24 protein-coding genes and 3 tRNA genes are annotated in these 23,957 nt (G+C 56.0%); 11 read left to right on the forward strand and 16 right to left on the reverse strand.

All coding sequences use genetic code 11. The features are described 5' to 3' along the window. Nucleotides 1–25 precede the first annotated feature (25 nt). Both radA and serB read right to left on the reverse strand, forming a co-directional pair. On the reverse strand, nt 26–1,411 hold the full coding sequence (gene radA / locus SPG90_RS16410; RefSeq protein WP_126303600.1) for a DNA repair protein RadA: 1,386 nt from the start codon (nt 1,409–1,411) through the stop codon (nt 26–28). A gap of 74 nt (nt 1,412–1,485) precedes the next feature. After that, nucleotides 1,486–2,454 carry a phosphoserine phosphatase gene (gene serB / locus SPG90_RS16415; protein WP_023310325.1) on the reverse strand — a complete coding sequence of 323 codons (969 nt, stop codon included), beginning with the start codon at nt 2,452–2,454 and terminating at the stop codon, nt 1,486–1,488. 117 nt (nt 2,455–2,571) lie between these two features. Here serB and SPG90_RS16420 point away from each other — a divergent pair, with 117 nt between their 5' ends. Next, nucleotides 2,572–3,216, forward strand: coding sequence for a YtjB family periplasmic protein (locus SPG90_RS16420; RefSeq protein WP_023310324.1), 645 nt, complete (start codon nt 2,572–2,574; stop codon nt 3,214–3,216). Between the two features lie 39 nt (nt 3,217–3,255). Further along, on the forward strand, nt 3,256–4,272 hold the full coding sequence (gene lplA, locus SPG90_RS16425) for a lipoate--protein ligase LplA (protein ID WP_047173719.1): 1,017 nt from the start codon (nt 3,256–3,258) through the stop codon (nt 4,270–4,272). A gap of 61 nt (nt 4,273–4,333) precedes the next feature. Here lplA and deoD read toward each other — a convergent pair whose 3' ends face one another. From deoD to deoC, 4 genes are all read right to left on the reverse strand, one after another. Then, nucleotides 4,334–5,056 carry a purine-nucleoside phosphorylase gene (gene deoD / locus SPG90_RS16430; protein WP_010427122.1) on the reverse strand — a complete coding sequence of 241 codons (723 nt, stop codon included), beginning with the start codon at nt 5,054–5,056 and terminating at the stop codon, nt 4,334–4,336. Nucleotides 5,057–5,145: 89 nt separating this feature from the next. After that, nucleotides 5,146–6,369 (reverse strand): phosphopentomutase, encoded by a 1,224-nt coding sequence (gene deoB, locus SPG90_RS16435; protein WP_045355085.1) that lies wholly within the window; start codon nt 6,367–6,369, stop codon nt 5,146–5,148. A gap of 53 nt (nt 6,370–6,422) precedes the next feature. After that, on the reverse strand, nt 6,423–7,745 hold the full coding sequence (gene deoA, locus SPG90_RS16440; RefSeq protein WP_163354376.1) for a thymidine phosphorylase: 1,323 nt from the start codon (nt 7,743–7,745) through the stop codon (nt 6,423–6,425). Nucleotides 7,746–7,854: 109 nt separating this feature from the next. Next, nucleotides 7,855–8,634, reverse strand: coding sequence for a deoxyribose-phosphate aldolase (deoC, locus tag SPG90_RS16445; protein ID WP_023310320.1), 780 nt, complete (start codon nt 8,632–8,634; stop codon nt 7,855–7,857). A gap of 262 nt (nt 8,635–8,896) precedes the next feature. Here deoC and SPG90_RS16450 point away from each other — a divergent pair, with 262 nt between their 5' ends. After that, complete coding sequence (locus SPG90_RS16450; RefSeq protein ID WP_126303604.1) at nt 8,897–10,444, forward strand: YjjI family glycine radical enzyme; 1,548 nt, start codon at nt 8,897–8,899, stop codon at nt 10,442–10,444. Continuing rightward, the gene (locus SPG90_RS16455) at nt 10,419–11,279 is read left to right on the forward strand and encodes a YjjW family glycine radical enzyme activase (RefSeq protein ID WP_023310318.1); all 861 of its coding nucleotides are present in this window, start codon (nt 10,419–10,421) and stop codon (nt 11,277–11,279) included. The genes SPG90_RS16450 and SPG90_RS16455 overlap by 26 nt, the downstream gene beginning before the upstream one ends. Here the strand turns inward: SPG90_RS16455 and SPG90_RS16460 are convergent. The 8 genes from SPG90_RS16460 to SPG90_RS16495 form a co-directional block, all read right to left on the reverse strand. After that, nucleotides 11,274–12,056, reverse strand: a complete 783-nt coding sequence (locus SPG90_RS16460) for a TatD family hydrolase (protein ID WP_126303606.1) — start codon at nt 12,054–12,056, stop codon at nt 11,274–11,276. The genes SPG90_RS16455 and SPG90_RS16460 overlap by 6 nt on opposite strands. After that, nucleotides 12,053–13,105: a patatin-like phospholipase family protein gene (locus tag SPG90_RS16465; protein ID WP_023310316.1), complete on the reverse strand. Its 1,053-nt coding sequence runs from the start codon at nt 13,103–13,105 to the stop codon at nt 12,053–12,055. The genes SPG90_RS16460 and SPG90_RS16465 overlap by 4 nt, the downstream gene beginning before the upstream one ends. A gap of 120 nt (nt 13,106–13,225) precedes the next feature. Next, complete coding sequence (locus SPG90_RS16470) at nt 13,226–13,387, reverse strand: DUF1328 domain-containing protein (RefSeq protein WP_003856556.1); 162 nt, start codon at nt 13,385–13,387, stop codon at nt 13,226–13,228. A gap of 127 nt (nt 13,388–13,514) precedes the next feature. Further along, a complete protein-coding gene (osmY, locus tag SPG90_RS16475; protein ID WP_045355076.1) occupies nt 13,515–14,132 on the reverse strand; it encodes a molecular chaperone OsmY in 618 nt (205 codons plus the stop codon). 299 nt (nt 14,133–14,431) lie between these two features. Continuing rightward, complete coding sequence (prfC, locus tag SPG90_RS16480; RefSeq protein WP_109845613.1) at nt 14,432–16,021, reverse strand: peptide chain release factor 3; 1,590 nt, start codon at nt 16,019–16,021, stop codon at nt 14,432–14,434. Nucleotides 16,022–16,112: 91 nt separating this feature from the next. Further along, complete coding sequence (gene yjjG / locus SPG90_RS16485; RefSeq protein ID WP_047173725.1) at nt 16,113–16,790, reverse strand: pyrimidine 5'-nucleotidase; 678 nt, start codon at nt 16,788–16,790, stop codon at nt 16,113–16,115. A 19-nt stretch (nt 16,791–16,809) separates the two neighbouring features. Then, on the reverse strand, nt 16,810–17,253 hold the full coding sequence (gene rimI, locus SPG90_RS16490; RefSeq protein ID WP_045400906.1) for a ribosomal protein S18-alanine N-acetyltransferase: 444 nt from the start codon (nt 17,251–17,253) through the stop codon (nt 16,810–16,812). Further along, the gene (locus SPG90_RS16495; protein ID WP_029740017.1) at nt 17,222–17,635 is read right to left on the reverse strand and encodes a DNA polymerase III subunit psi; all 414 of its coding nucleotides are present in this window, start codon (nt 17,633–17,635) and stop codon (nt 17,222–17,224) included. Before SPG90_RS16495 ends, rimI begins: the two co-directional genes overlap by 32 nt. Before the next feature lie 102 nt (nt 17,636–17,737). Here SPG90_RS16495 and rsmC point away from each other — a divergent pair, with 102 nt between their 5' ends. From rsmC to SPG90_RS16515, 4 genes are all read left to right on the forward strand, one after another. Beyond that, nucleotides 17,738–18,766 (forward strand): 16S rRNA (guanine(1207)-N(2))-methyltransferase RsmC, encoded by a 1,029-nt coding sequence (gene rsmC / locus SPG90_RS16500; protein WP_047173726.1) that lies wholly within the window; start codon nt 17,738–17,740, stop codon nt 18,764–18,766. Between the two features lie 172 nt (nt 18,767–18,938). After that, nucleotides 18,939–19,025 (forward strand) — tRNA-Leu (locus SPG90_RS16505). A gap of 28 nt (nt 19,026–19,053) precedes the next feature. Next, nucleotides 19,054–19,140: transfer RNA gene (locus SPG90_RS16510), tRNA-Leu, on the forward strand. Nucleotides 19,141–19,173: 33 nt separating this feature from the next. Then, a tRNA-Leu gene (locus SPG90_RS16515) sits at nt 19,174–19,259 on the forward strand. Between the two features lie 41 nt (nt 19,260–19,300). Here SPG90_RS16515 and SPG90_RS16520 read toward each other — a convergent pair. Continuing rightward, complete coding sequence (locus SPG90_RS16520) at nt 19,301–19,570, reverse strand: DUF1435 domain-containing protein (protein WP_045400900.1); 270 nt, start codon at nt 19,568–19,570, stop codon at nt 19,301–19,303. A 215-nt stretch (nt 19,571–19,785) separates the two neighbouring features. Between SPG90_RS16520 and SPG90_RS16525 the strand changes: the two genes are divergently transcribed. Both SPG90_RS16525 and fhuF read left to right on the forward strand, forming a co-directional pair. Further along, entirely contained in the window at nt 19,786–20,850 is a 1,065-nt protein-coding gene (locus SPG90_RS16525) for a GGDEF domain-containing protein (protein ID WP_045400899.1), read from the forward strand. A 95-nt stretch (nt 20,851–20,945) separates the two neighbouring features. Continuing rightward, entirely contained in the window at nt 20,946–21,734 is a 789-nt protein-coding gene (gene fhuF, locus SPG90_RS16530) for a siderophore-iron reductase FhuF (protein ID WP_045400898.1), read from the forward strand. A gap of 83 nt (nt 21,735–21,817) precedes the next feature. Here the strand turns inward: fhuF and SPG90_RS16535 are convergent, their stop codons facing one another. Beyond that, nucleotides 21,818–23,164, reverse strand: coding sequence for a PTS sugar transporter subunit IIC (locus SPG90_RS16535; protein WP_023310306.1), 1,347 nt, complete (start codon nt 23,162–23,164; stop codon nt 21,818–21,820). Between the two features lie 328 nt (nt 23,165–23,492). Here SPG90_RS16535 and SPG90_RS16540 point away from each other — a divergent pair, with 328 nt between their 5' ends. Then, nucleotides 23,493–23,951, forward strand: a complete 459-nt coding sequence (locus SPG90_RS16540; RefSeq protein ID WP_008502085.1) for a YbaK/EbsC family protein — start codon at nt 23,493–23,495, stop codon at nt 23,949–23,951. The last annotated feature ends 6 nt before the right edge of the window (nt 23,952–23,957 follow it).

Genomic DNA, 23,957 nt, shown 5'->3' on the forward strand with positions numbered 1-23,957 from the left:
CTCCTGCAAAATCAAATTTACGTAATTATAAGTCGTCAAAGACATTTAACGCATCTGCGAGTTTTTTCACGCCAAATACCTGCATCCCTTCCGGGATCTTTTTCGGCACGTTGGCGGCGGGAACGATCGCCCGGCGGAAACCGTGTTTTGCCGCCTCGGAGATACGCTCCTGGCCGCTGGGTACCGGACGGATTTCCCCGGCGAGGCCCACTTCGCCGAATACCACCAGATCCTGCGGCAGCGGTCTGTCTCGCAGGCTGGAGACCATCGCCAGCAGCAGCGCCAGGTCTGCGCTGGTCTCCGTGACTTTGACGCCGCCGACCACGTTAACGAAGACGTCCTGATCCGCCATCTGCAGCCCGCCGTGACGGTGCAGCACCGCCAGCAGGAGCGCCAGACGGTTCTGTTCCAGACCGACCGCCACGCGCCGCGGGTTGCCCATCATCGAGTGATCCACCAGCGCCTGAATTTCGACGAGCAGCGGGCGCGTCCCCTCCCACAGCACCATCACCGAACTGCCGGAGGTGATCTCATCGCCGCGGCTCAGGAAGATGGCCGACGGGTTGCTGACTTCGCGCAGCCCCTGTTCGGTCATGGCAAATACGCCTAGCTCATTCACCGCCCCAAAGCGGTTCTTGTGGCTGCGCAGGGTACGGAAGCGAGAATCCGCGTCGCCATCGAGCATTACGGAGCAGTCGATACAGTGTTCAAGCACCTTCGGCCCGGCCAGCGAGCCGTCTTTGGTCACGTGGCCGACCATCACAATCGCCACGCCGCGCGTTTTGGCAAAGCGCGTCAGGTAAGCCGCGGTTTCACGCACCTGCGCGACGCTGCCCGGCGAAGACTGAATGTCCGCCATGTGCATCACCTGGATGGAGTCGATCACCATCAGCTTCGGCTGCTCTTCTTCAGCGATCATGCAGATCTGCTCGATGCTGGTTTCGGAGAGCATGTTCAGGTTGCCGGTCGGCAGGCCCAGACGGTGCGCGCGCATCGCCACCTGCTGCAGTGACTCTTCGCCCGTGACGTACAGGGTTTTCATCTGTTCGGCGAGCTTGCAGAGCGTTTGCAGCAGCAGGGTCGATTTACCCGCGCCCGGGTTACCGCCGATCAGGATCGCGCTGCCCGGCACCACGCCGCCGCCGAGCACGCGGTCAAACTCTTTGAACCCGGTGGAGAAGCGCGGCAGCTCTTCGAGGCTGATGTCCGAAAGTTTTTGCACCTTCGCCACGCCCGCGTTACCGGCATAGCCGCTCAGGCGCTCATTACGCGCCACGCTCGGCGAAGCCGCCACACCACGCACTTCGGTGATGGTGTTCCAGGCATGACAGGCGCTGCATTGCCCCTGCCAGCGCGGATAATCCGCACCACATTCATTACAAACAAATGCGCGTTTTGGAGCTTTCGCCACGGTTTACCTCGTTATTTCTGTGCGGCCTGCGTGCCGGGCGGCGCTTACGCTTACCCGGCCTACAAAGCAGACCGTTATTTCTGATTAATGCTGCCGGAGAGAATGCAGAACACCCCCATCAGGTCAGCGTGACGGATAGTGACTTCCGTCTTTTCATTCACTTTTGGCTTGGCATGGTAGGCAATGCCCAGCCCGGCGGCTTTGATCATCGGCAGGTCGTTCGCGCCATCGCCGATGGCGACGGTCTGGACGACCGGAATTTCATATTTTTCCGCCAGACGCGTCAGCGTATTGGCTTTGTACTGGGCATCTACGATATCGCCGATCACCTGGCCGGTCAGCTTGCCGTCCATGATCTCCAGCTCGTTGGCCACCACGGTGGTCAGATGCAGTTTTTCCCGCAGGTAATCCGCGAAGAAGGTGAAGCCACCGGAGGCGATCGCCACTTTCCAGCCGAGGGACTGCAGCTTCAGCACCAGCTGCGTCAGCCCAGGCATCAGCGGCAGCACGTCGCGCACCTGACGCAGAATGTTGGCATCGGCCCCTTTCAGGGTCGCCACGCGCTGGCGCAGGCTGGCGGTGAAGTCCAGCTCGCCGCGCATCGCACGTTCGGTGACTTCCGCCACCAGCTCGCCGCTGCCCGCCAGCTTCGCAATCTCGTCAATACACTCGATCTGAATGGCGGTTGAGTCCATGTCCATCACCAGCAGGCCCGGGGTTTTCAGATGCGGAATTTTGCCCAGCGGCGCGACGTCCAGCCCCGCGTCATGCGCCAGACGCGTTGCGCGCTGCGTCAGGGAACCCGCCAGGCGAATAACCTGGTAGTCTTCCACGCACCAGGCGGCGACGATGACCATTGCCGCACCGAGCTTGCTTTGATACTGAGTCAGGCGTTGCTTATCCAGACCGCGTCCGTAGAGGAGCCAGCCGCTACGACCGGCGTGGTAATCCAGAGGCATCACCTCATCGCCACTTAAAGAGAGCGGCAATCCTGGCCATAAAGAGACATCCGTTGGCAGGTCACACCAGGTAATGTTCGGCATTAAAGCTCCTGTAATTTCGTTCGCGCCGGAAGGTTGCAGAGGGAAAATAACGCATGAGGCTACCCTGTAACCATCACTTCTGGCAACATTAAGCCGTAAATTTTCAGCAGGTGGAATATGGCTCGCGCAAAACTGAAATTCCGGCTTCATCGCGCCGTGATTGTCCTTTCCTGTCTCGCACTCCTAGTGGTGCTGATGCAAGGGGCATCGTGGTTTAGCCAGAACCATCAACGGCAACGCAACCCGCAGTTTGAAGAGCTGGCCCGCACGCTGGCCCGCCAGGTGACGCTCAACGTCGCACCGTCCATGCGTACCGAAACGCCGGACGATAAGCGGATAGGCCAGGTTTTACGCCTGCTCACGGAGAACAGCCGCATTCTTGATGCTGGCGTCTATGATGAGCAAGGCAACCTTATTGCCCGCGCGGGCGAGCACGTCGACGTGCGCGACAGGCTGGCGCTGGACGGGAAAAAAGCCGGGGGCTACTTTAACCAGCAGATTGTCGAACCTATTCAGGGGAAGAATGGCCCGCTGGGCTATCTGCGCCTGACCCTCGATACCCACACCCTGCCTACTGAAGCCAAACAGGTCGATAATACCACCAATATTCTGCGCCTGATGCTGCTGCTTTCACTCGCCATCGGCGTTGTGCTGGCGCGCACCCTGCTTCGCGGCAAGCGCTCGCGCTGGCAGCAATCCCCGTTCCTGCTGACCGCCAGCAAATCCGTCCCCGAAGACGAAGAGAGCGAGAAGAAAGATTAGTGATAAAGTAGGCGAACGATTCGGAAAAGGAACTTTGCCATGACGACGTTACGCCTGCTTATCTCTGACTCTTACGATCCCTGGTTTAATCTCGCGGTAGAAGAGTGCATCTTCCGCCAGATGCCCGCTACCCAGCGCGTACTGTTTCTCTGGCGTAACGCCGATACGGTGGTCATCGGCCGCGCGCAAAACCCGTGGAAAGAGTGCAATACGCGGCGCATGGAAGAGGACAACGTCCGTCTCGCGCGCCGCAGCAGCGGCGGCGGCGCGGTGTTTCACGATCTGGGCAATACCTGCTTTACCTTTATGGCGGGCAAACCGGAATACGATAAAACCATCTCAACGTCCATCGTCCTCAACGCGCTCAATTCACTCGGCGTGACGGCAGAAGCCTCCGGGCGTAACGATCTGGTGGTGAAAACCCCCGAGGGCGACCGGAAGGTCTCCGGCTCCGCCTACCGTGAAACGATGGATCGCGGCTTCCACCACGGCACCCTGTTGCTGAACGCCGATCTGAGCCGTCTGGCGAACTACCTGAATCCGGATAAGAAAAAGCTCCAGGCCAAAGGAATTACCTCCGTACGCGGCCGCGTGGCAAATCTGGTGGAGCTGCTGCCGGGGATCACGCACGAGCAGATTTGCGATGCCATCGGTGACGCGTTCTTTGAATATTACGGCGAGCGCGTTGAAGCAGAAGTCATCTCCCCTGAAAAAAACCCGGACCTGCCCAACTTCGCCAAAACCTTCGCCCGCCAGAGCAGCTGGGAGTGGAACTTCGGTCAGGCTCCTGCGTTTTCCCATCTGCTGGACGAGCGTTTTACCTGGGGCGGCGTGGAGCTGCATTTTGACGTGGAGAAAGGCCATATCACCCGCACGCAGGTGTTTACCGATAGCCTGAACCCGGCACCGTTAGAGGCGCTGGCGGCACGTTTGCAGGGCTGTTTGTACAGGGCAGATATGCTGCAGCAGGAATGCGACGCGTTGATCGGAGATTTCCCGGAGCAGGAAAAAGAGCTGCGGGAGCTGTCGGCGTGGATTGCACAGGCCGTGCGCTAGGTGCGGTCTGGTGCCCTCACCCCGGCCCTCTCCCACAGGGAGAGGGAGGGAAGAGACAGAATTACTCTTTATCGCCCAGCAGAACGGATTCCAGCGCGATTTTGATCATGTCGTTAAAGGTAGTCTGACGCTCGGCAGCAGTGGTCTGCTCGTGGGTACGGATGTGGTCAGACACGGTGCAGATGGTCAGCGCTTTCGCACCAAACTCAGCCGCGACGCCGTAAATACCCGCCGCTTCCATTTCCACGCCCAGAATGCCGTATTTCTCCATCACGTCGAACATCTCGCCGCCGTCCGGGGCATAGAACAGGTCAGCAGAGAAGATGTTACCCACGCGCGCTTCAACGCCCAGCGCTTTTGCCGCGTCAACCGCGTCACGCACCATGCCGAAGTCAGCAATCGCCGCGAAGTCATGGTCTTTGAAACGCATGCGGTTAACTTTGGAATCGGTGCAGGCACCCATACCGATAACGATGTCGCGCAGCTTAACGTCCATGCGCACCGCGCCGCAGGAGCCTACGCGGATGATTTTCTTCACGCCGAAGTCGGTGATCAGCTCTTTGGTGTAGATAGAGCAGGATGGGATACCCATACCGTGGCCCATAACGGAGATTTTGCGGCCTTTATAGGTACCGGTGAAGCCCAGCATGCCGCGAACGTTGTTCACTTCACGCACGTCTTCCAGGAAAGTTTCTGCAATGTGCTTCGCGCGCAGCGGGTCGCCCGGCATCAATACGACGTCAGCGAAATCACCCATTTCTGCGTTAATGTGAGGAGTTGCCATCTTCAGTTCCTTTTACATTGTTTATTCTTTTCACCCTCTCCCTGTGGGAGAGGGCCGGGGTGAGGGCATCAGACCTCACCCAACATGATTCAGAACATGGCCTTGCCATATTCCATGTCAGACGTACCAAAGTATTTCGCCAGGGTCTGGCCGATGTCCGCAAAGGTTTCACGGTGACCGAGCGAGCCCGGCTTCACTTTCGGGCCGTACACCAGCACCGGAATGTGCTCACGGGTGTGGTCGGTACCGGTCCAGGTTGGGTCACAGCCGTGGTCCGCGGTCAGGATCAGAATGTCATCTTCACCCACCAGCTCCATCAGCTCCGGCAGACGACGGTCGAACAGCTCAAGACCGGCCGCATAGCCTGCGACGTCGCGACGGTGGCCCCAGGAGGAGTCGAAGTCCACGAAGTTGGTGAAAACGATGGTCTTGTCGCCCGCTTCTTTCATCTCTTTGATGGTGGCATCGAACAGCGCGTCCAGACCGGTGGCTTTCACTTTTTTGGTGATGCCGCAGTTGGCGTAGATATCCGCGATTTTACCCACGGAAACCACGTGGCCGTCTTTCTCTTCAACCAGCTTCTGCAGTACGGTCGGTGCCGGTGGCTCAACGGCCAGGTCATGACGGTTACCGGTACGCTGGAAGTTACCCGCTTTGTCGCCGATAAACGGACGCGCGATCACGCGGCCAATGTTGTAGCCGCCTTCGGTCAGCTCTTCACGGGCGATTTCGCACAGCTCGTAGAGTTTATCCAGGCCGTAGGTCTCTTCGTGGCAGGCAATCTGGAACACGGAGTCAGCAGAGGTGTAGAAAATCGGCTTGCCGGTTTTCATGTGCTCTTCGCCGAGCTGATCCAGAATCACGGTACCGGAAGAGTGGCAGTTACCGAGGTAGCCCGGCAGGTTGGCGCGCTTCACTAGCTTATCGAGCAGCTCCTGCGGGAAGCTGTTCTCGTGATCGGAGAAGTAACCCCAGTCGAACAGCACCGGCACACCGGCAATTTCCCAGTGGCCAGACGGGGTGTCTTTACCGGAGGAGAGTTCGTGAGCCCAGCCATAGGCGCCCACGACTTCCGCGTTGCCGTCCATACCGGCTGCGATTTTACCGGTAGAACCTTCATGCGCTTTCACCAGACCGAGGCGGGTCAGGTTAGGTAGAGTCAGAGGGCCTTTACGACCGTTGTCCGCTTCGCCTTTCGCACAGGCTTCCGCGATGTGGCCCATGGTATCGGAACCCACGTCACCAAAACGTTCTGCATCTTCGGTTGCACCGATGCCGAATGAGTCCAGCACCATAATAAATGCACGTTTCATAATTGTTCTCCGTACGTAGTGCTTCAAAAATTATCGATCAGATCAGTATACCGCTATTCGGTGATACGGCGATAGACAGTCGGTGTGGTTTCCGGCGCTTTATCGTCAAGCGTAATAGCCGCTTTCACCGCTTTAGCCGCTTCCTGCCAGTTGGCTTCGTCTTTGGCGTGGATCACCGCCAGCGGACGTTGACCGTCAACGCTGTCGCCCAGACGGGCCATATCGGTAAAGCCGACGCTGTAATCAATGGTGTCTGACGCCTGACGACGGCCGCCGCCCATCGAGACCACCGCCATACCCAGCGCACGGGTGTCCATTGTAGAGACAAACCCTTCGCTATCGGCATACACCGCTTTGCTGAGCGTCGCGGTTGGCAGGTATTTCGCGTAGTTTTCGACGAAATCGGTCGGGCCCTTCTGGGCTGCAACCATGCGGCCGAAAATGTCCGCCGCTTTGCCGTTATCCAGCACCGCCTGCAGCTTCGCGCGGGCTTCTGCGTCGTCTTTGGCCAGCTTGCCGGAGATTAACATCTCAACGCACAGCGCCATGGTGACGTCGAACAGACGCGGGTTACGGTATTCGCCTGTGAGGAACTGGACGGCTTCACGCACTTCGACGGCGTTACCGGCGCTGGAGGCCAGCACCTGATTCATGTCAGTGAGCAGCGCGGTGGTGCGCACGCCCGCGCCGTTGGAGACCCCAACGATCGCTTCGGCAAGCGCAGCAGAAAGTTCATAGGTTGGCATAAAGGCGCCGCTGCCGACCTTCACGTCCATCACCAGCGCGTCCAGCCCTTCTGCCAGTTTCTTCGCCAGGATAGAGGCGGTGATCAGCGGGATGGAGTCAACGGTCGCGGTGATGTCGCGGGTCGCGTAGAAACGCTTGTCTGCCGGAGCAAGAGAGCTGGTCTGGCCGATAATCGCCACACCAACGTCTTTAATAATGTCGCGGAAGCGGCTGTCGTCCGGGAAGATATCGAAGCCCGGAATGGCTTCCAGTTTGTCGAGCGTACCGCCGGTGTGGCCCAGGCCGCGCCCGGAGATCATCGGGATGTAACCGCCGCAGGCTGCCACCATGGGACCGAGCATCAGAGACGTCACGTCACCCACGCCGCCGGTGGAGTGTTTATCCACAATCGGGCCGTTAAGGTTGAGGCTTTTCCAGTCCAGAACGGTTCCTGAATCTCGCATCGCCATGGTCAGCGACACGCGCTCAGGCATCGACATATCGTGGAAGAAAATGGTCATCGCCAGAGCCGCAATCTGCCCTTCTGAGACGGTGTTATCACGAATGCCGTTGATAAAGAAGCGGATCTCTTCGTCGCTTAATGCATGACCATCACGTTTTTTACGAATAATTTCTTGTGCGAGAAACACGGTAACCTCCATGCGGAATCGGGGGAGTTGTGGCGGGTGGCGTGACGCTTACCCGCCCTACGATCCTGTCGGCCGGATAATCAAAGTATCATCCGGCAGTGTCTGGCAATCAGTAGCTGCTTGCGCTCTTACCGTCGCCGTGACCCAGCGCTTTCAGCAGGCTGGCCAGCAGGCTGGACGCACCGAAGCGGTAGTGACGGGAGTCCGCCCAGTCGGCGCCAAACAGCTCGTCGGCAATCGCCAGGAACTGCTGCGCGTCTTCAGCGGTACGCACGCCGCCCGCAGGTTTGAAACCAACGGTTTTGGATACGCCCATGTCGCGGATCACTTCCATCATGATGCGCGCGCTTTCCGGGGTCGCATTCACCGGCACTTTACCGGTAGAGGTTTTAATGAAATCCGCACCGGCTTTGATGGAGATTTCAGATGCTTTACGAATCAGCGCCTCTTCTTTCAGCTCGCCGGTTTCGATGATCACTTTCAGCAGCACGTTTGCCGCCGCGCACGCGTCTTTACAGGCTTTCACCAGGTCAAAACCGACCTGCTCGTTGCCGGCGATCAGCGCGCGGTACGGGAACACCACGTCAACTTCGTCTGCGCCGTAAGCAATCGCCGCGCGGGTTTCTGCCAGCGCAATCTCGATATCGTCGTTGCCATGCGGGAAGTTAGTTACGGTTGCAATACGCACGTCCGGCGTGCCCTGCTCTTTCAGCGTCTTACGGGCAATCGGGATAAAGCGCGGGTAGATACAGATGGCTGCGGTGTTACCCACCGGCGTTTTCGCCTGATGGCACAGGGCGATGACTTTTTCATTGGTGTCGTCATCGTTCAGGGTCGTCAGGTCCATCAGCTTCAACGCGCGCAGGCTGCTTGCAGTTAAATCGGTCATAACATTCTCCAACGGCAGTGCCGTATAAATTTTACCTTGCGGGTCTGTGAGTATTCTAACATTCACCCGCATCCACACTTCGACATTCATCACAGTTAATGAAAACTGCATACAAATTTGCATTACTGTAATGAGATCTTCTTCAAACTTTAGTGCGTAAGTTGCCGACTAAAGCAGCGATACCCCCTGTCGGATCAAAAGCCCCAACAGGCTGGCTTCCTACAATCCGTTCATCATCCGCAGAACACTCAAGGAAGCGACTATGCCCCACTCCAGCCCCGACGCCCTGCAACAACGTTGCCAGCACATTGTGACAAGCCCGGTGTTAACCCCGGAACAAAAACGTCATTTTCTGGCGCTGGAAGCGGAGAACAACCTGCCTTACCCGGCACTTCCTGAGGCCGCACGAGCCGCGCTGGACGAGGGTTTTATCTGCGACATGTTCGAAGGCCATGCGTCTTACAAACCCCGTTACGTTCTGCCGGATTACGCAAAATTTCTGGCTAACGGTTCAGAGTGGCTGGAGCTGGAAGGCGCGAAAGATCTCGACGACGCCCTCTCGCTGTTAACCATCCTCTACCATCATGTTCCGTCCGTCACATCGATGCCGGTCTATCTCGGTCAGCTTGATGCGATATTGACGCCATATGTTAGAATTCTAACACAAGAAGAGGTCGATAGCCGAATAAAACGTTTCTGGCGCTATCTCGACCGTGCGCTGCCGGATGCGTTTATGCACGCAAACATCGGGCCTGAAGATACGCCCGTCGCGCGCGCCATTCTGCGTGCCGATGCAGAGCTGAAGCAGGTCGCGCCGAACCTGACCTTTATCTACGATCCCGATATCACCCCGGACGACCTGCTGCTTGAGGTGGCAAAAAACATATGTGAATGCAGCAAACCGCATATTTCTAATGGCCCGATGAATGATAAAATTTTCACAAAAGGCCGTTACGGCGTAGTGAGCTGTTACAACTCCCTGCCGCTTGCTGGCGGTGGCAGCACTCTGGTGCGCCTCAACCTCAAAGCCATTGCTGAACGCAGCGCATCCATTGAAGACTTCTTCACCCGCGCGCTCCCGCACTACTGCCAGCAGCAAATTGCCATCATCGATGCGCGCTGCGGTTTCCTGTACGAGCAATCTGGCTTCTTTGAGAATAGCTTCCTGGTCAAAGAGGGGCTGATTGATGCGGATCGGTTTGTGCCCATGTTTGGCATGTACGGCCTGGCGGAAGCGGTGAATACGCTCTGTGAAAAGGAGGGCATTGAAGGCCGTTACGGAAAAGACGAGCAGGCCAACGCGCTGGGCTATCGCATCAGCGAACAGCTTGCGGCGTTCGTTGAAAGCACGCCGGTGAAGCACGGCTGGAAGCACCGCGCGATGCTTCACGCGCAGTCGGGGATCAGCTCCGACTCCGGCACCACGCCGGGCGCGCGCCTGCCCTACGGCGATGAGCCGGATCCTGTCAGCCACCTGCTGGCCGTTGCGCCGCATCACAAACACTATCACTCCGGAATCAGCGATATTCTCACCCTGGAGGAGACGGTCAAACGCAATCCGCAGGCGGTGGTTCAGCTTTGCCTGGGCGCGTTCAGGGCCGGCATGCGTGAATTTACCGCCAACGTAGCGGGTAACGATCTGGTACGCGTGACCGGCTACATGGTTCGCTTGTCGGATCTGGAGAAATACCGGGAAGCGGGATCGCGCACCAATACTACCTGGCTGGGGGAAGAAGCCGCACGCAATACCCGTATTCTGGAACGTCAGCCGCGCGTGGTTAGCCATGAACAGCAGATGCGCTTTAGTTAGTCAGGTCATTCCTTTTTCCTGCGTGGACGGGCCGGGCAGCCGCCTGGCGCTGTTCCTGCAGGGCTGCAACCTGCGCTGCAAAACCTGCCACAACCCGTGGACGATCGGTCGCTGCAACGACTGCGGGGACTGCGTGCCCCACTGCCCGCACGACGCGCTGACGATTCAGGCCGGACGCGTCTGGTGGCAGGAGAGTGACTGCCAGCAGTGCGACACCTGTCTGCACCTGTGCCAGCAGCAGGCAACGCCTATGGCGCACCGCTTCAGCGTGGAAGAGATCCTCACTCATGTCCGCAAATCCTCCCCCTTTATCGAAGGGATCACCGTGAGCGGTGGTGAAGCCACAACGCAATTGCCGTTTTTGATCGCCCTGTTCACCGCGATCAAAGCCGATCCCGCCCTGCGTCACCTCACCTGCCTGGTAGACAGCAACGGTCTGTTAAGCGAAACCGGCTGGCAAAAGCTGCTGCCGGTACTGGATGGCGCGATGCTGGATCTGAAGGCGTGGGGGAACGAGCATCACCGTTTCCTGACCGGGCGCGAAAACCCGCAGATTAAGCAGAGCATCCGCTGGCTGGCAGATCGTCACCGTTTGACGGAACTCCGCCTACTGGTTATTCCGGAGCAGTGTGATTATCTGGAACATCTCAAACCGCTAACGACCTTTATCCACGGACTTGGAAATGTGCCGGTACGAATCAACGCGTTTCATGCGCAGGGCGTTTACGGTGAGGCGGCCTCATGGCGCAGCGCCACGCCCGAGGACGTTGAACCGCTGGCGCTGGCGCTGGAAAAACAGAAGATAACGGTGATCCGTCCGGCGCTTTACCTATAGCGTGATGCCAAATACCGAACGGGTATTTTCCAGCAGCGCATCGGCAATCACCTCTTCAGGCTCTTTTCGCAGTTCACACAGGGTGGTAAATACGCGCGCCGCCTGTTCCGGGCGATTCGGCTGGCCCTGAAAACCATTCAGCGGCATATCCGGCGCATCGGTTTCCAGCAGAAGCGCCGACAGCGGCAGCTGTGCCATCACGTCCCGGGTTTTACTGGCGCGCGGATAGGTGATGGTGCCACCGACGCCGATTTTATAGCCCAGCTCAATAAAACGCTGCGCCTGCTGCAGGCTGCCGGAGAAACCGTGCACGACGCCCCTGCGCGGCAGATCGATGCGTTTCAGGTGCATCGCCAGCTTATCGTGCGTGCGTCTTGAGTGGAGGATCACCGGCAGATCGTGGCGCTTCGCCAGTCTGAGCTGCGCGTCGAGGATCGTCTGCTGGCGCTCAAACTGCTGATCCTCGCGATAAAGATCGAGGCCGATCTCACCGATGGCGACAAGTTTGTCTCCTGCGGTTTGCACGACCTCATCAAGCCTCTCAATGTGCTCATCAAGATGCCGCTCAATCACAATCGGATGCAGGCCGAGCGCGGCATAGAGCGCGGAGTGCCGCGCGGACAGATCCAGCACCCGGGAAAAATAGGCCGCTTCCACTGCCGGCACAATAATAGCCTGAACGCCTGCCTCAGCCGCTTTCGCAATGCTTTGCTCTTCATCCCCCGTAAACGGCGGAAAATCAAAGTGGCAGTGGGTATCGACAAAGCGGAGCGTCACGCCAGATCCTCGTTATCCAGTAAAGCGTCATTCGCCTGCGGAATATCCACCAGCGGCGTCGTCAGGGCGTCATTGGCGACAATCGCAGGCGGCAAAATAATGCGTTTATGGCGATGAAGCGGCGGTTGCTCCGCCAGCATTTTCCCCACCGTCGCCAGGAAGTAACGCCCGCACAGCCGCCCCGTTTTGTAATCCATGCGCAGCGCAGGGACGCGGCTGCCCAGGGCCATGCTCAGCAGCGGCTTAGGCGGATAGATTTCAAAAATACGCAGCTTACCCGGCGGTTTTTCAATGAAGCGCTGCATCGCGCCGTAGGTGGTTTCATGCTGCTTCGCGATGTTCACCAGCGGCTGCAGGCTGCTGTCGCCCAACCAGCGCTCCATCCGTTTAAACCACTGCGGCGTGTAATACATTTGCGACGGTACGGTACGGATCACCACAATGGTTTTCGCCCCGCGCCGGGCGGCTTCCTGCACCGGCACAGCGTCACTGATCCCACCGTCCAGATAGCTAATGCCGTCCAGCAGGGCTCCCGTACGATAAAAGCCGGGGATCGCGCTGGAGGCGCGGATGATGTCCAGCCAGTTCTCCTTCTGAGGAGAAAAATAGCCCGGCGAATAGTCATCGCCCCGGCTGGCGCACATCCAGAACTCTTTGCCGCTATCAAACAGACGGGCAGCGGTATCCATGGCCAGCGGCATCTGGCTGGAGGTCGACTCCAGCAGCCAGTCGAGATCGATCAGGTTGCCGCCGCGCACAAAGCGCACCGGATTAAAAAATTCTTTTGCCGTGGTGTAGCGCATGATGACCTTTCGCGCATAGCCAGGCTGGTTACAAACATAGGCAGAGAGGTTCTGCGCCCCGGCAGAGGTGCCGAAGTAAAGGTCAAACGGGTTGAACTGCGCGCGCATAAATTCATCCAGCACGCCGGCGGTAAAAATGCCGCGCTGTCCTCCACCTTCGCAGACCAGCGCCAGTTGTCCTGCGCGAAACGGCTTTAACGTCAGCGGCGCAATATTGCCGAGCGTAACGGGAATTCGTTGCCCCACCTCTGCTTTCCTGTTTTGATTATTTTATAACACCACAGTAACGCACCCGACCTGTTACGCAAATAAGAAAAAGCCAGTCGCAGTGACTGGCTTTATTTTGTTGAAGGAATATTGCGTTTGCTACGGACGTCTACGACCCGTAAACAGGCTGACCAGGAACAGAATAATACCTACAACGAACACAATCTTAGCTGCCCATGCCGCTGTACCTGCCAGTCCACCAAAGCCCAATGCGGCGGCAATTAACGCGATAACCAGAAATATAATGCCCCAACGAAACATAAGCTTCTCCTTTACCATAGTTAATGTCGGCCGCTAAACGTGAGCGCTCAGGTCACTCACCGGCGTTTTTCCAGAGTCGTTCTTATTTCGCCCGCAGGTTTTAACCAGACGGGCGAATGGTCCAGATTTACTTCGTTTTCAGATCGTTTTTAACGCTTTTCACACCGTCAATCGCTTTCGCGATGGACTCGGCGCGTTCACTTTGCGCCTGCGAATCTACCGTACCGGAAAGCTGAACCACACCATCGGTGGTTTCCACTTTCACCTTACGGGACGGCACGATGTCATCTGCTAAAAGTTTAGCTTTGATTTCGCTGGTAGTAGCGGCATCACCGGCATAACCTTTCACCGACGCGTTTTTACCGTCACGTACGTGCAGCTTATCGCTGACGGACGCAACGCCTTCAACGCCCTTCGCGACTTTCACCGCCTGTTCGGCCTGAGCCTGGCTTTCCACGAAGCCGCTCAGCGTGACCACTTTCTTGTCGGTCTTAACGGAAATATCGGTACTTTTGATGGATTCATCATCCACCAGTGCGGCTTTCACTTTTGCTGTGATTGAGCTGTCGTCCATGAAGTTGCCGACTTTATTCATAGAGCTATCGATTTTTTGCCCTGCGCTATCGGCCGTGGACTGGGCTTTATCCATTGTGCTGCTTTCCGCCAGAGCGGAACCGCTCACCAGAACGCTACCCAGGGTTACAGCCAGCAGAGTTTTCGAAATCTTCAGTCTTGTCATATTCATCGATCTATTCCTGTGTTTACCCGTTATTCGGGCTACATACTTCCTTAGTAGTTTTATATATTGCGAATAAACACACGGGCAAAATGGATAACCTAAAGTCATGCATTGAACAGTTAATTTATCCACGCCCGGTGTTAAACACTGAGTTAAATATAGATCACTCTCACAGAGCCGCTTTCAGAATTGGGTAAAAAACGCGCGAATAGCGTGAAATTGCGTTGAATTAAGAACATTCCGCAAGGGATTAATAAGACAGGAATTAAAGAAGAGCACGGCGGGAGCCGTGCTCTGAGAGGGGATTAGTGCTCGCGGGTTTTACGGAACTGAACGTCAGGGTAACGTTCCTGCGTCAGGTTCAGGTTCACCATAGTTGGCGCGATATAGGTCAGGTTATCGCCGCCATCCAGCGCCAGCTGAATTTCGTTCTTACGCTTAAATTCTTCGAATTTCTTCACGTCAGAACACTCAACCCAGCGCGCGGTCGCGACGTTCACGGACTCGTAAATCGCTTCCACGTTGTACTCGCTCTTCAGACGCGCGACAACCACGTCGAACTGCAGCACGCCGACCGCGCCAACGATCAGGTCGTTGTTCGCGATTGGGCGGAACACCTGCACGGCGCCCTCTTCGGAGAGCTGAACCAGGCCTTTCAGCAGCTGTTTCTGCTTCAGCGGATCGCGCAGACGGATACGACGGAACAGCTCCGGTGCGAAGTTCGGAATACCGGTGAACTTCATCATTTCACCCTGGGTGAACGTATCGCCGATCTGAATAGTGCCGTGGTTGTGCAGACCGATGATGTCGCCCGGATACGCCTCTTCAACGTGCGAACGGTCACCCGCCATAAAGGTCAACGCGTCGGAAATCACCACGTCTTTACCGGTACGCACCTGGCGCAGCTTCATGCCCTTTTCATATTTACCGGACACCACGCGCATAAAGGCCACGCGGTCGCGGTGTTTCGGGTCCATGTTGGCCTGAATTTTGAACACGAAGCCGGTGAATTTCTCTTCCTGCGCTTCCACTTCACGGGTGTCGGTGTTACGCGGCATCGGGCGCGGCGCCCACTCCACCAGACCGTCCAGCATATGGTCAACGCCAAAGTTACCCAGCGCGGTACCGAAGAAGACCGGGGTGATTTCACCGCTCAGGAACAGCTCTTTGTCGAACTCGTGAGAAGCGCCCTTCACCAGCTCCAGCTCGTCGCGCAGCTGCGCGGCCAGCTCTTCCCCGACCGCCGCGTCCAGATCCGGGTTGTCCAGACCTTTAACAATGCGCACTTCCTGAATGGTGTGGCCTTTACCGGTCTGATACAGGTAGGTTTCGTCTTTATAGAGGTGATACACCCCTTTGAACAGCTTGCCGCAGCCAATGGGCCAGGTGATGGGCGCACAGGCGATCTTTAGCTCGTTTTCCACTTCATCCATCAGCTCCATCGGATCGCGGATGTCACGGTCGAGTTTGTTCATGAAGGTGAGGATCGGCGTATCGCGCAGACGGGTGACTTCCATCAGCTTACGGGTACGGTCTTCTACACCTTTGGCGGCGTCGATCACCATCAGACAGCAGTCCACCGCCGTCAGGGTACGGTAGGTATCTTCGGAGAAGTCTTCGTGACCCGGGGTGTCCAGCAGGTTCACCAGGCAGTCGTGATACGGGAACTGCATCACGGAGGTGGTAATCGAAATACCACGCTGCTTTTCCATCTCCATCCAGTCGGATTTTGCATGCTGGCTGGAGCCACGGCCCTTCACGGTACCGGCAGTCTGGATCGCCTGTCCGAACAGCAACACCTTCTCAGTGATGGTCGTTTTACCGGCATCCGGGTGCGAGATAATGGCAAAAGTGCGGCGCTTGGCCACCTCTTGCAGATAAGGAGACAACGTCATAATTAAATCTTCTTTTATAAGCGCGGCAGCACGCCACGCATCATGGAATACAAAATTGCGGCTATTTTACCCATCAATGGGGGGCAGGCAATCATTGTTTACACAGGAGTTGCTCCAGTTCGTTCAACGACGTCACGGTCCAGGTCGGCTCGATGCCTTCAGGCTTCACGCGGCCATGCGCGTTGAGCCAGACGGTCGACAGACCGGCCTTCATGCCGCCCAGAATATCTGACTCTGCTGTATCACCCACCATCAGGACGCGATCGCGGTCGGGATGACCGGCCTGCGCCAGCGCGTAGTCGAAAATTCGCGGATCCGGCTTCGGCACGCCAACCTCTTCCGAGATCACCAGCGCGTCGAAATGATCGCGCAGGCCGGTGCGCTCGAGGCGGATCTGCTGCAGGGCGGTAAAACCGTTGGTGATGATCCCCAGTTTCACCTTGCCTTTCAACGCATTCAGCAGGGAAACCGCACCCGGCAGTGGCGCACAGATATCCGCCATCGCGTTCAGGAAGGCATCATTCAGCGTCCCCGGACTGACCTTTAAGCGTTCCGCCCAGACGTCAAAGCGCTGGTGCTGAAGTTGTAACGCGGTGATGGCACCGTTCTGGTAATCCACCCACAGCGGCTTGTTTACCGCCTGATAGTCCTGAAAGTCTTCAGCGGTGAAGGTCACGCTATAGTCGAGAAACATCCGCTGCAGGCCGCCGAACGAATCGAACGTAAACAGCGTTTCGTCGGCATCAAAGAAAATCCAGTCCCATTTCATCGTTACAACCTTATATTCGTTATCCAATCGGCAGAGCCATTATGATGGCGTCTTCACGTCCCTCTGCGGTGGGGTAGTAGTTACGGCGGATTGTCGCCTCGTTAAAGCCTAAGCTTTCATAGAGCGCGATGGCGGCGACATTCGACGCGCGCACCTCCAGCCACAGGGTGAAAACGTCACGGGTTTCGAGCTCGCGAATGAGGTGCTCGAGCAGTTCTCTTCCCAGCCCACGGCGCTGAAACGCGGGATCAACCGCAATATTAAACAGCGTCGCTTCATCAAGAACAACCTGCGTGATCGCGAAGGCGGCCATGGTGCCGTCAACGTCCAGACGGAAGTTCAGATACCGTTCGCCCTGATTGCTGGCGAAGTTTTTTTCGCTCCACGGAAACGCGTGGGCGCGTGTTTCAATCGCAAACGCAGTGGTCAGGTCAGGCGTCGTGAGGGAAGAAATCGTGTTCATATTCGCAGATTTGTTGCCATAGCGCGCTGCGCGCTTTTGGGTTGGCTTTCAGTTCGTCCAGCGCTGGCGTGCAGATCTGGCTCCCCTGGAGGGGGATCTCGTTTGTTTCTCCGATACGCCAGCTGTTACAGCGGCTATCAGGAGGAAGCATCGCGACACGCTCTGGCGTCAGCTGTAAAACCTGGTCGGCCGTCATCTTCAGGCTGCGAAGGACATCATCGATCAGGGGTTCATTCAGGGCAGGCAGTTCTTCCGCCACCATCACCAGGCGTACGTGCGCAGGGATGGAAATGGCGATTTCGCCCTGCAACGCCGTCGGGCGACGCAAAGCCCACTGGGTAATGCCCAGCTGCTGCAACTGCCAGTCTCGTCGGGATGTCATAGGGAAAACTCCTGTCTCTCAGGCGCGCAAATATAGCAAATGTGTCGAAAGTGCGCCATCTACCTACTATAATCCCCGCCTGAGTTTATTGAGGAACAATTCATGTCTGCATTTACCCCGGCAAGTGAAGTCTTGCTGCGTCACAGTGATGATTTCGAAGAAAGCCGTATTCTGTTTGCCGGAGATATGCAGGATGACCTGCCTGCGCGTTTCGACTGTGCTGAAAGCCGTGCCCACACCCAATACTACCACCACTGGCAGGTGCTGAGCCGCCAGATGGGCGAGCGCGCGCGCTTTAGCCTGGTGGCGGAGCAGAGCGATATCGCCGACTGCGATACGCTGATCTACTACTGGCCGAAGAACAAGCCGGAAGCCCAGTTCCAGCTGATGAACCTGCTCTCCCTGCTGCCGGTCGGCTGCGATATTTTCATTGTGGGTGAGAACCGCAGCGGCGTGCGTAGCGCTGAACAGATGCTGGAAGGCTACGCGCCGCTGAATAAAGTCGACAGCGCACGCCGCTGTGGTCTGTACCATGGCCGTCTGGAAAAACAGACAACGTTCGATCCACAGGCTTACTGGGACGAGTACCAGCTTGACGGCCTGACCATCAAAACCCTGCCGGGCGTGTTCAGCCGTGACGCGCTGGATACGGGCAGCAAGCTGCTGCTCTCCACCCTGACGCCGCACACCAAAGGCAAAGTGCTGGACGTGGGCTGCGGCGCGGGCGTGCTCTCTACCGTGCTCGCCAGCCATTCACCAAAAGTGCGCTTAACCCTGTGTGACGTGAGCGCCCCGGCGGTAGAAGCCAGCCGCGCAACGCTTGCCGCAAACGGCATTGAAGGCGAGGTGATTGCCAGCAACGTCTTCTCCAACGTCACCGGTCGCTTCGACATGATTATCTCCAACCCGCCGTTCCACGACGGCATGGAGACCAGCCTTGAAGCGGCACAAACGCTGATCCGTGGCGCAACCCGTCACCTTAACAGCGGCGGCGAGCTGCGTATTGTCGCGAACGCCTTCCTGGCGTACCCGAAAGTGCTGGACGAAACCTTCGGCTTCCACGAAGTGATCGCGCAGACCGGCCGCTTTAAGGTCTACCGTACCGTCATGACGCGCCAGGCCAAAAAGTAATCTCCACTCCAGCAGGCCGGATAAGCGCAAGCGCCATCCGGCTCCGCATGGCGCCTGCATCGGCCATTTTTGCAGCAATCAAGGCGTAGCGCGCACTTTTCTGTTGACGTAAAGCTGAAAACATCTAGAATGCGCCTCCGTGGTTACGATACTTTTACAGTATCGATGGTATGCGAAGGTGGCGGAATTGGTAGACGCGCTAGCTTCAGGTGTTAGTGTCCTTACGGATGTGGGGGTTCGAGTCCCCCCCCTCGCACCATAAATCACAATGATATTGCTCGCACTGGGCGAAGGTGGCGGAATTGGTAGACGCGCTAGCTTCAGGTGTTAGTGTCCTTACGGATGTGGGGGTTCGAGTCCCCCCCCTCGCACCAACGAGGCGATATCAACAATAGTAAGATGACTGTGCGAAGGTGGCGGAATTGGTAGACGCGCTAGCTTCAGGTGTTAGTGTCCTTAGGATGTGGGGGTTCGAGTCCCCCCCCTCGCACCAATTATCTTACATCCCTTCTGAAGTTCCTCTTGTTTTCCCTGTTATTTCAAACTCATCAGTATCACCAGAATTCCACTGACCAGTGCTACGCATGATGGCAGTAAAACAAAGTGGCGCAGCTGCTTATGCCAGATCATGCCTGACGTGACTAACAGTCCTGACACAATGATCGCTTTCCAGGTATCAAGGGAGAGATCGGCAAACATCAACCCGCCGAGAATGGCTCCCGGTAGCAATACCCCCCAACCACTGCCAAGCGCCCTGTTCAACATGATCTGCCCTCCCACAACGATAATGATAACCAGTATCATATGACACACATTATCATTTGTCAGCTGAATGAATCAAAATCCATCGACCTTTACCTTTCCCGTAATGACAGGAATTGCCTAAGGTGATAAATTGCACACCTGTTAACAACATCTAAAGATTTTCTGATAATTACTCTTTGAGTTTTTTGCATGTTTTATTGCGAAACGGCACCTACTTATTTGTTTTAATTAAATTTTAATAAAAACGCACGACTATGACATCACAATCCTGGCGGTCTTTGGTTCACAGAAAATATCAATTGTCGTTACGTTTATTTTTATTTCTGAACGCAACCTCGGCAGTGTTCTCGGTAACAAATCCGCTCAATTCTGTACGCCTGTTATCTGCCCCACTTATTGCTATTTTCTCCATCAGCACCGGCCTGTTCATCTGGCACTGGAGAAAGCGCGCGCGGAAGATAAATATTCCCGTTGTTTCAGGGATCTTCGGTATTTTGTGGGCCTCGCAAATTGTGTCTAAATTCGCCTTAATTACCCACGACCACGCGACATATTTGTTAATCGCCCTATTAACGGTACTTTTTATCGGAACGCTGGCATTCGCCAGTAATATCAAAGCATTTACGCTGCACTCATTGCCCACCTTTATTGCCTGCCTGTGGTTAAGCGATCACGATATATGGCTGAGAATGACCTATTCTTTCGCACTTCCTGTGGTGGCAATTGCTATTCATAACATTTTGCAAACGCGTAACGATCGTTTTGCTCAGGAATTGCTCTCACGCCTGTTGGAAGAGCGAGAAACCCTTACCGATCTCAGCATGATGGACCCGCTTACCGGCCTCTATAATCGTCGCGGTCTGCAAAGCCGTCTGGAAAACCTGCCGACGGTAGAAAATGGCGAGCACTTTGTTCTGCTGATGGATATCGACCACTTTAAAGCCTATAACGATCATTATGGCCATATGATGGGCGACCAGGCGCTTAAGCGCGTCTCTGCGGCAATCCGCGACGCCGTGCGTTCTCGCGATATTGTGGCGCGTTTTGGCGGAGAAGAGTTTATGGTGCTGCTGACCAATATTTCTCTCGAACATGCCCGCCAGACGGCCGAGCGGATCCGTCAGAAAGTCTACGATTTGAAAATCCCGCATCTATTTAACGAGAGTGTCGCGACAAACGTCACCATCAGCATTGGTATTGCTATTTTCGAGGATGAAGATGTGGAAGGCGCGCTGGAAAAAGCGGACAAAGCCCTCTACGAAGCAAAGCATATGGGGCGCAATAACATTCTGTTGAGTGAAGAGCTGCAGACGGCGTAAACATCACGGCGGTGTCACCCGGACAAAAGTCTTGCCATTGGTATGAGCAATAGTTAGGATTGGCAATCATTATCATTTAGATTTCTATCTATACTATGGCTACGCATACCGCACACATCGTCGAACCCCTCCTCTGGCGAGCGCCCCTCACCAGCGGGAATGCTTCGCTTGCGGATGCCATACGGGATAAGATTGCAGAAACGCGCGCCCACCTGCTGGACTTTATCCGCCTTGATGAAGCGCACCCGAACCACGCCATGACGCTCTCAGAGTGGCGTAAACCAACAAAACTGCAGTCGCTATTGGCCACCTATTCCGACCATATCTATCGCAATCAGCCCACTCTTACGCGGGAAAATAAACCACTGCTCTCTCTTTGGGCGCAGTGGTATATCGGGCTGATGGTGCCTCCCCTCATGCTGGCGCTGTTAACCCAGAAGAGCATGCTGGAACTCTCGCCGGATAATTTCCACGTCGAATTTCACGAAACCGGGCGCGCAGCCTGTTTCTGGATTGATCTGCACGAAGACCAGAACGCGGAACGCCTGACGGCTCAGGAACGTATGGAGCGGCTTATCACTCAGGCCCTGATCCCGGTGGTGGAAGCGCTTGAAGCGACGGGAGAGATTAACGCGAAGCTTATCTGGAGCAATACGGGCTATTTAATCCACTGGTATTTAACGGAAATGAAGCCTCTGCTTGGTGATGAGAACGTTGATGCCCTGCGTCAGTCCTGTTTCTTTGCAAAACAGCTTTCCGATGGCCGCGACAACCCGTTATTCCGTACCGTCGTGCTCCGTGATGGGCTTCTGGTTCGCCGCACCTGCTGCCAGCGCTACCGCCTGCCGGATGTTAAGCAGTGCGGGGATTGCACGCTGAAGTAGTCGGCCCCGGCCTGATGCCCTCACCCACAGGGACAGGGAACAAACACTAAAAACGGCAACCTGAGTTGCCGTTTTGCTTTTAGCTAAGCCACCTGCTGATTGTCCTCTTCCGCGTTACGCTGCGCTTCTTCAGCTTCCTGCTCCAGCAGCTGTTTCTCGTACACTTTGAAGAACGGGAAGTAGATGATTGCCGATACGCAGGCCAGAACCACAACCAGAATAGCCGCGCGGAAATCCCACCCCAGAGCCCACGCTGCGCCTATTGGCGCCGGTGCCGTCCAGGGGACCACTGAGATGACGCGGCCAATCAGGTCAAACGTCATCGCCGCCCAGGCCAGCACTGCATTTACCATCGGTGCCAGCAGGAACGGAATAAAGAACACCGGGTTCATCACAATTGGCGTACCGAAAATGACGGGTTCGTTGATGTTAAAGAAGCTGGGTACCACGCTCAAACGCCCGATAGAGCGTAAATGCGCTGAACGGCTACGCAGATAGCAAATCACCAGCCCCATCGTGGCGCCCGACCCGCCAATCACGATAAAGAACGTCCAGAACGCCTCCATAAAAATATGTGGCAGAGGCTGGCTGGCGGCCAGCGCGGTCTGGTTAGCGCCCAGGTTAGTCAGCCAGAACATCTGCAGCATCCCGGAGACGATGGCGGCGCCGTGGATCCCGGCGAACCACAGCAGATGGCCAATCAACACGGCCAGCAGGATCGCAGGCAGGGAATCCGCTGCGGAAACCAAAGGTTTAAAGACCGACATAATGGCCTGCGGGATCAGCATGCCGAACTGAGACTGAATGAGCAGGCTCAGAGGATAAAGCGTCAACACCACTACCAGCACCGGGATGAGCAGATCAAAAGAGTTTTTGATCATCGGAGGTACCTGGTCTGGCAGGCGAATACCGATGTTATGCGCCTTGAGGAAACGCATCATCTCAACGCAGTAGATCGCCACCAGAATCGCAGTAAAAATGCCCGTCCCACCCAGGCTATCGACTGGCAGCGTGCCTTTGGTTTTCGGTGCCGCGACCAGCAGAAACGCCATCAGCGACAGCATGGCACACATAAACGGGTCTAACTGGTGCGATTTGACATAGTGTTTGCCAAGGTTGTAGGCAATGGCGGCACAGATATAAATGGACATAATGCCCATCGTCATATCAAACGGCGTCAGGATCTGACCTTCAAACTGCTTCGCCATATCCAGCCATGCTCGGGCGAAACCCCAGGTGGTATCCGGCGAAAACGGCGGGTATGCGAACACTAACAAAAATGAACCCACAATCATAAATGGCATCGCGGAGATAAACCCATCACGGATAGCCATGACATGACGCTGGGAAGAGATCCGCCCGGCAATCGGGCTGACGTAATTTTCAACAAAACGGAATATCAGGTTAAACGCAGCATGGTTGGCAGACATGGCAGATCTCCTGTCAGACGTTTGTTACGGGCACATTTGCGCCGCACGTTGTTCCATAAATCACCTTCACAACCTTGCTGGCTTGTGGACCAGTGGTACTGCTCAGACGGAATGGTTTCATAATTTGCTCTTATTATTGGATACAGGGGACGTTACGTACTCAGTATTAATCGACGCATCACGCTCTGCAACCGGTTACTGTAACCGGTTTCCGTGATTGTGAAGAGGATCCAGAAATCAGCCGTTCGGGATATTTGTTACTGAAGAGATATTTACAGAGCATAAATTCTTATGACAGATTACGCAGGATATTTGTCAGGAGGAAACAATGAGTTTGCAGTCTGTACAGCAGTTTTTTGCCGACAACGCGCCGGATATAGACGTCATTGAACTTAGCCAGAGTACCGCTACCGTTGCGTTGGCTGCTGCCGCCCATCGTGTTGAACCGGGACAAATCGCCAAAACCTTGTCATTAAAGGTGAAAAATGAGGTGATTCTGGTGGTAGCGAAAGGCGATGCGCGCCTGGATAACAAAAAGCTGAAAGACACGTTTGGTGCAAAAGCGCGCATGCTCAGCAGTGATGAGGTGGTGACCATCACCGGTCACCCCGTTGGCGGCGTGTGCCCGTTCGGCCTGGAAAACCCGCTCGCGGTTTACTGCGATATTTCATTAAAGCAGTACGCCGAAGTCCTGCCCGCCGCAGGCGCAATTCATAGTGCCGTTCGTATCTCACCTGACAGAATGGCAGAGCTGACGTCCGCAAAATGGGTTGATGTTTGCATCTGATTGATG

The sequence above is a fragment of the Enterobacter sp. D2 genome, assembly GCF_034427575.1.
GTDB classification, from domain to species: Bacteria; Pseudomonadota; Gammaproteobacteria; order Enterobacterales; family Enterobacteriaceae; genus Enterobacter; species Enterobacter cloacae_M.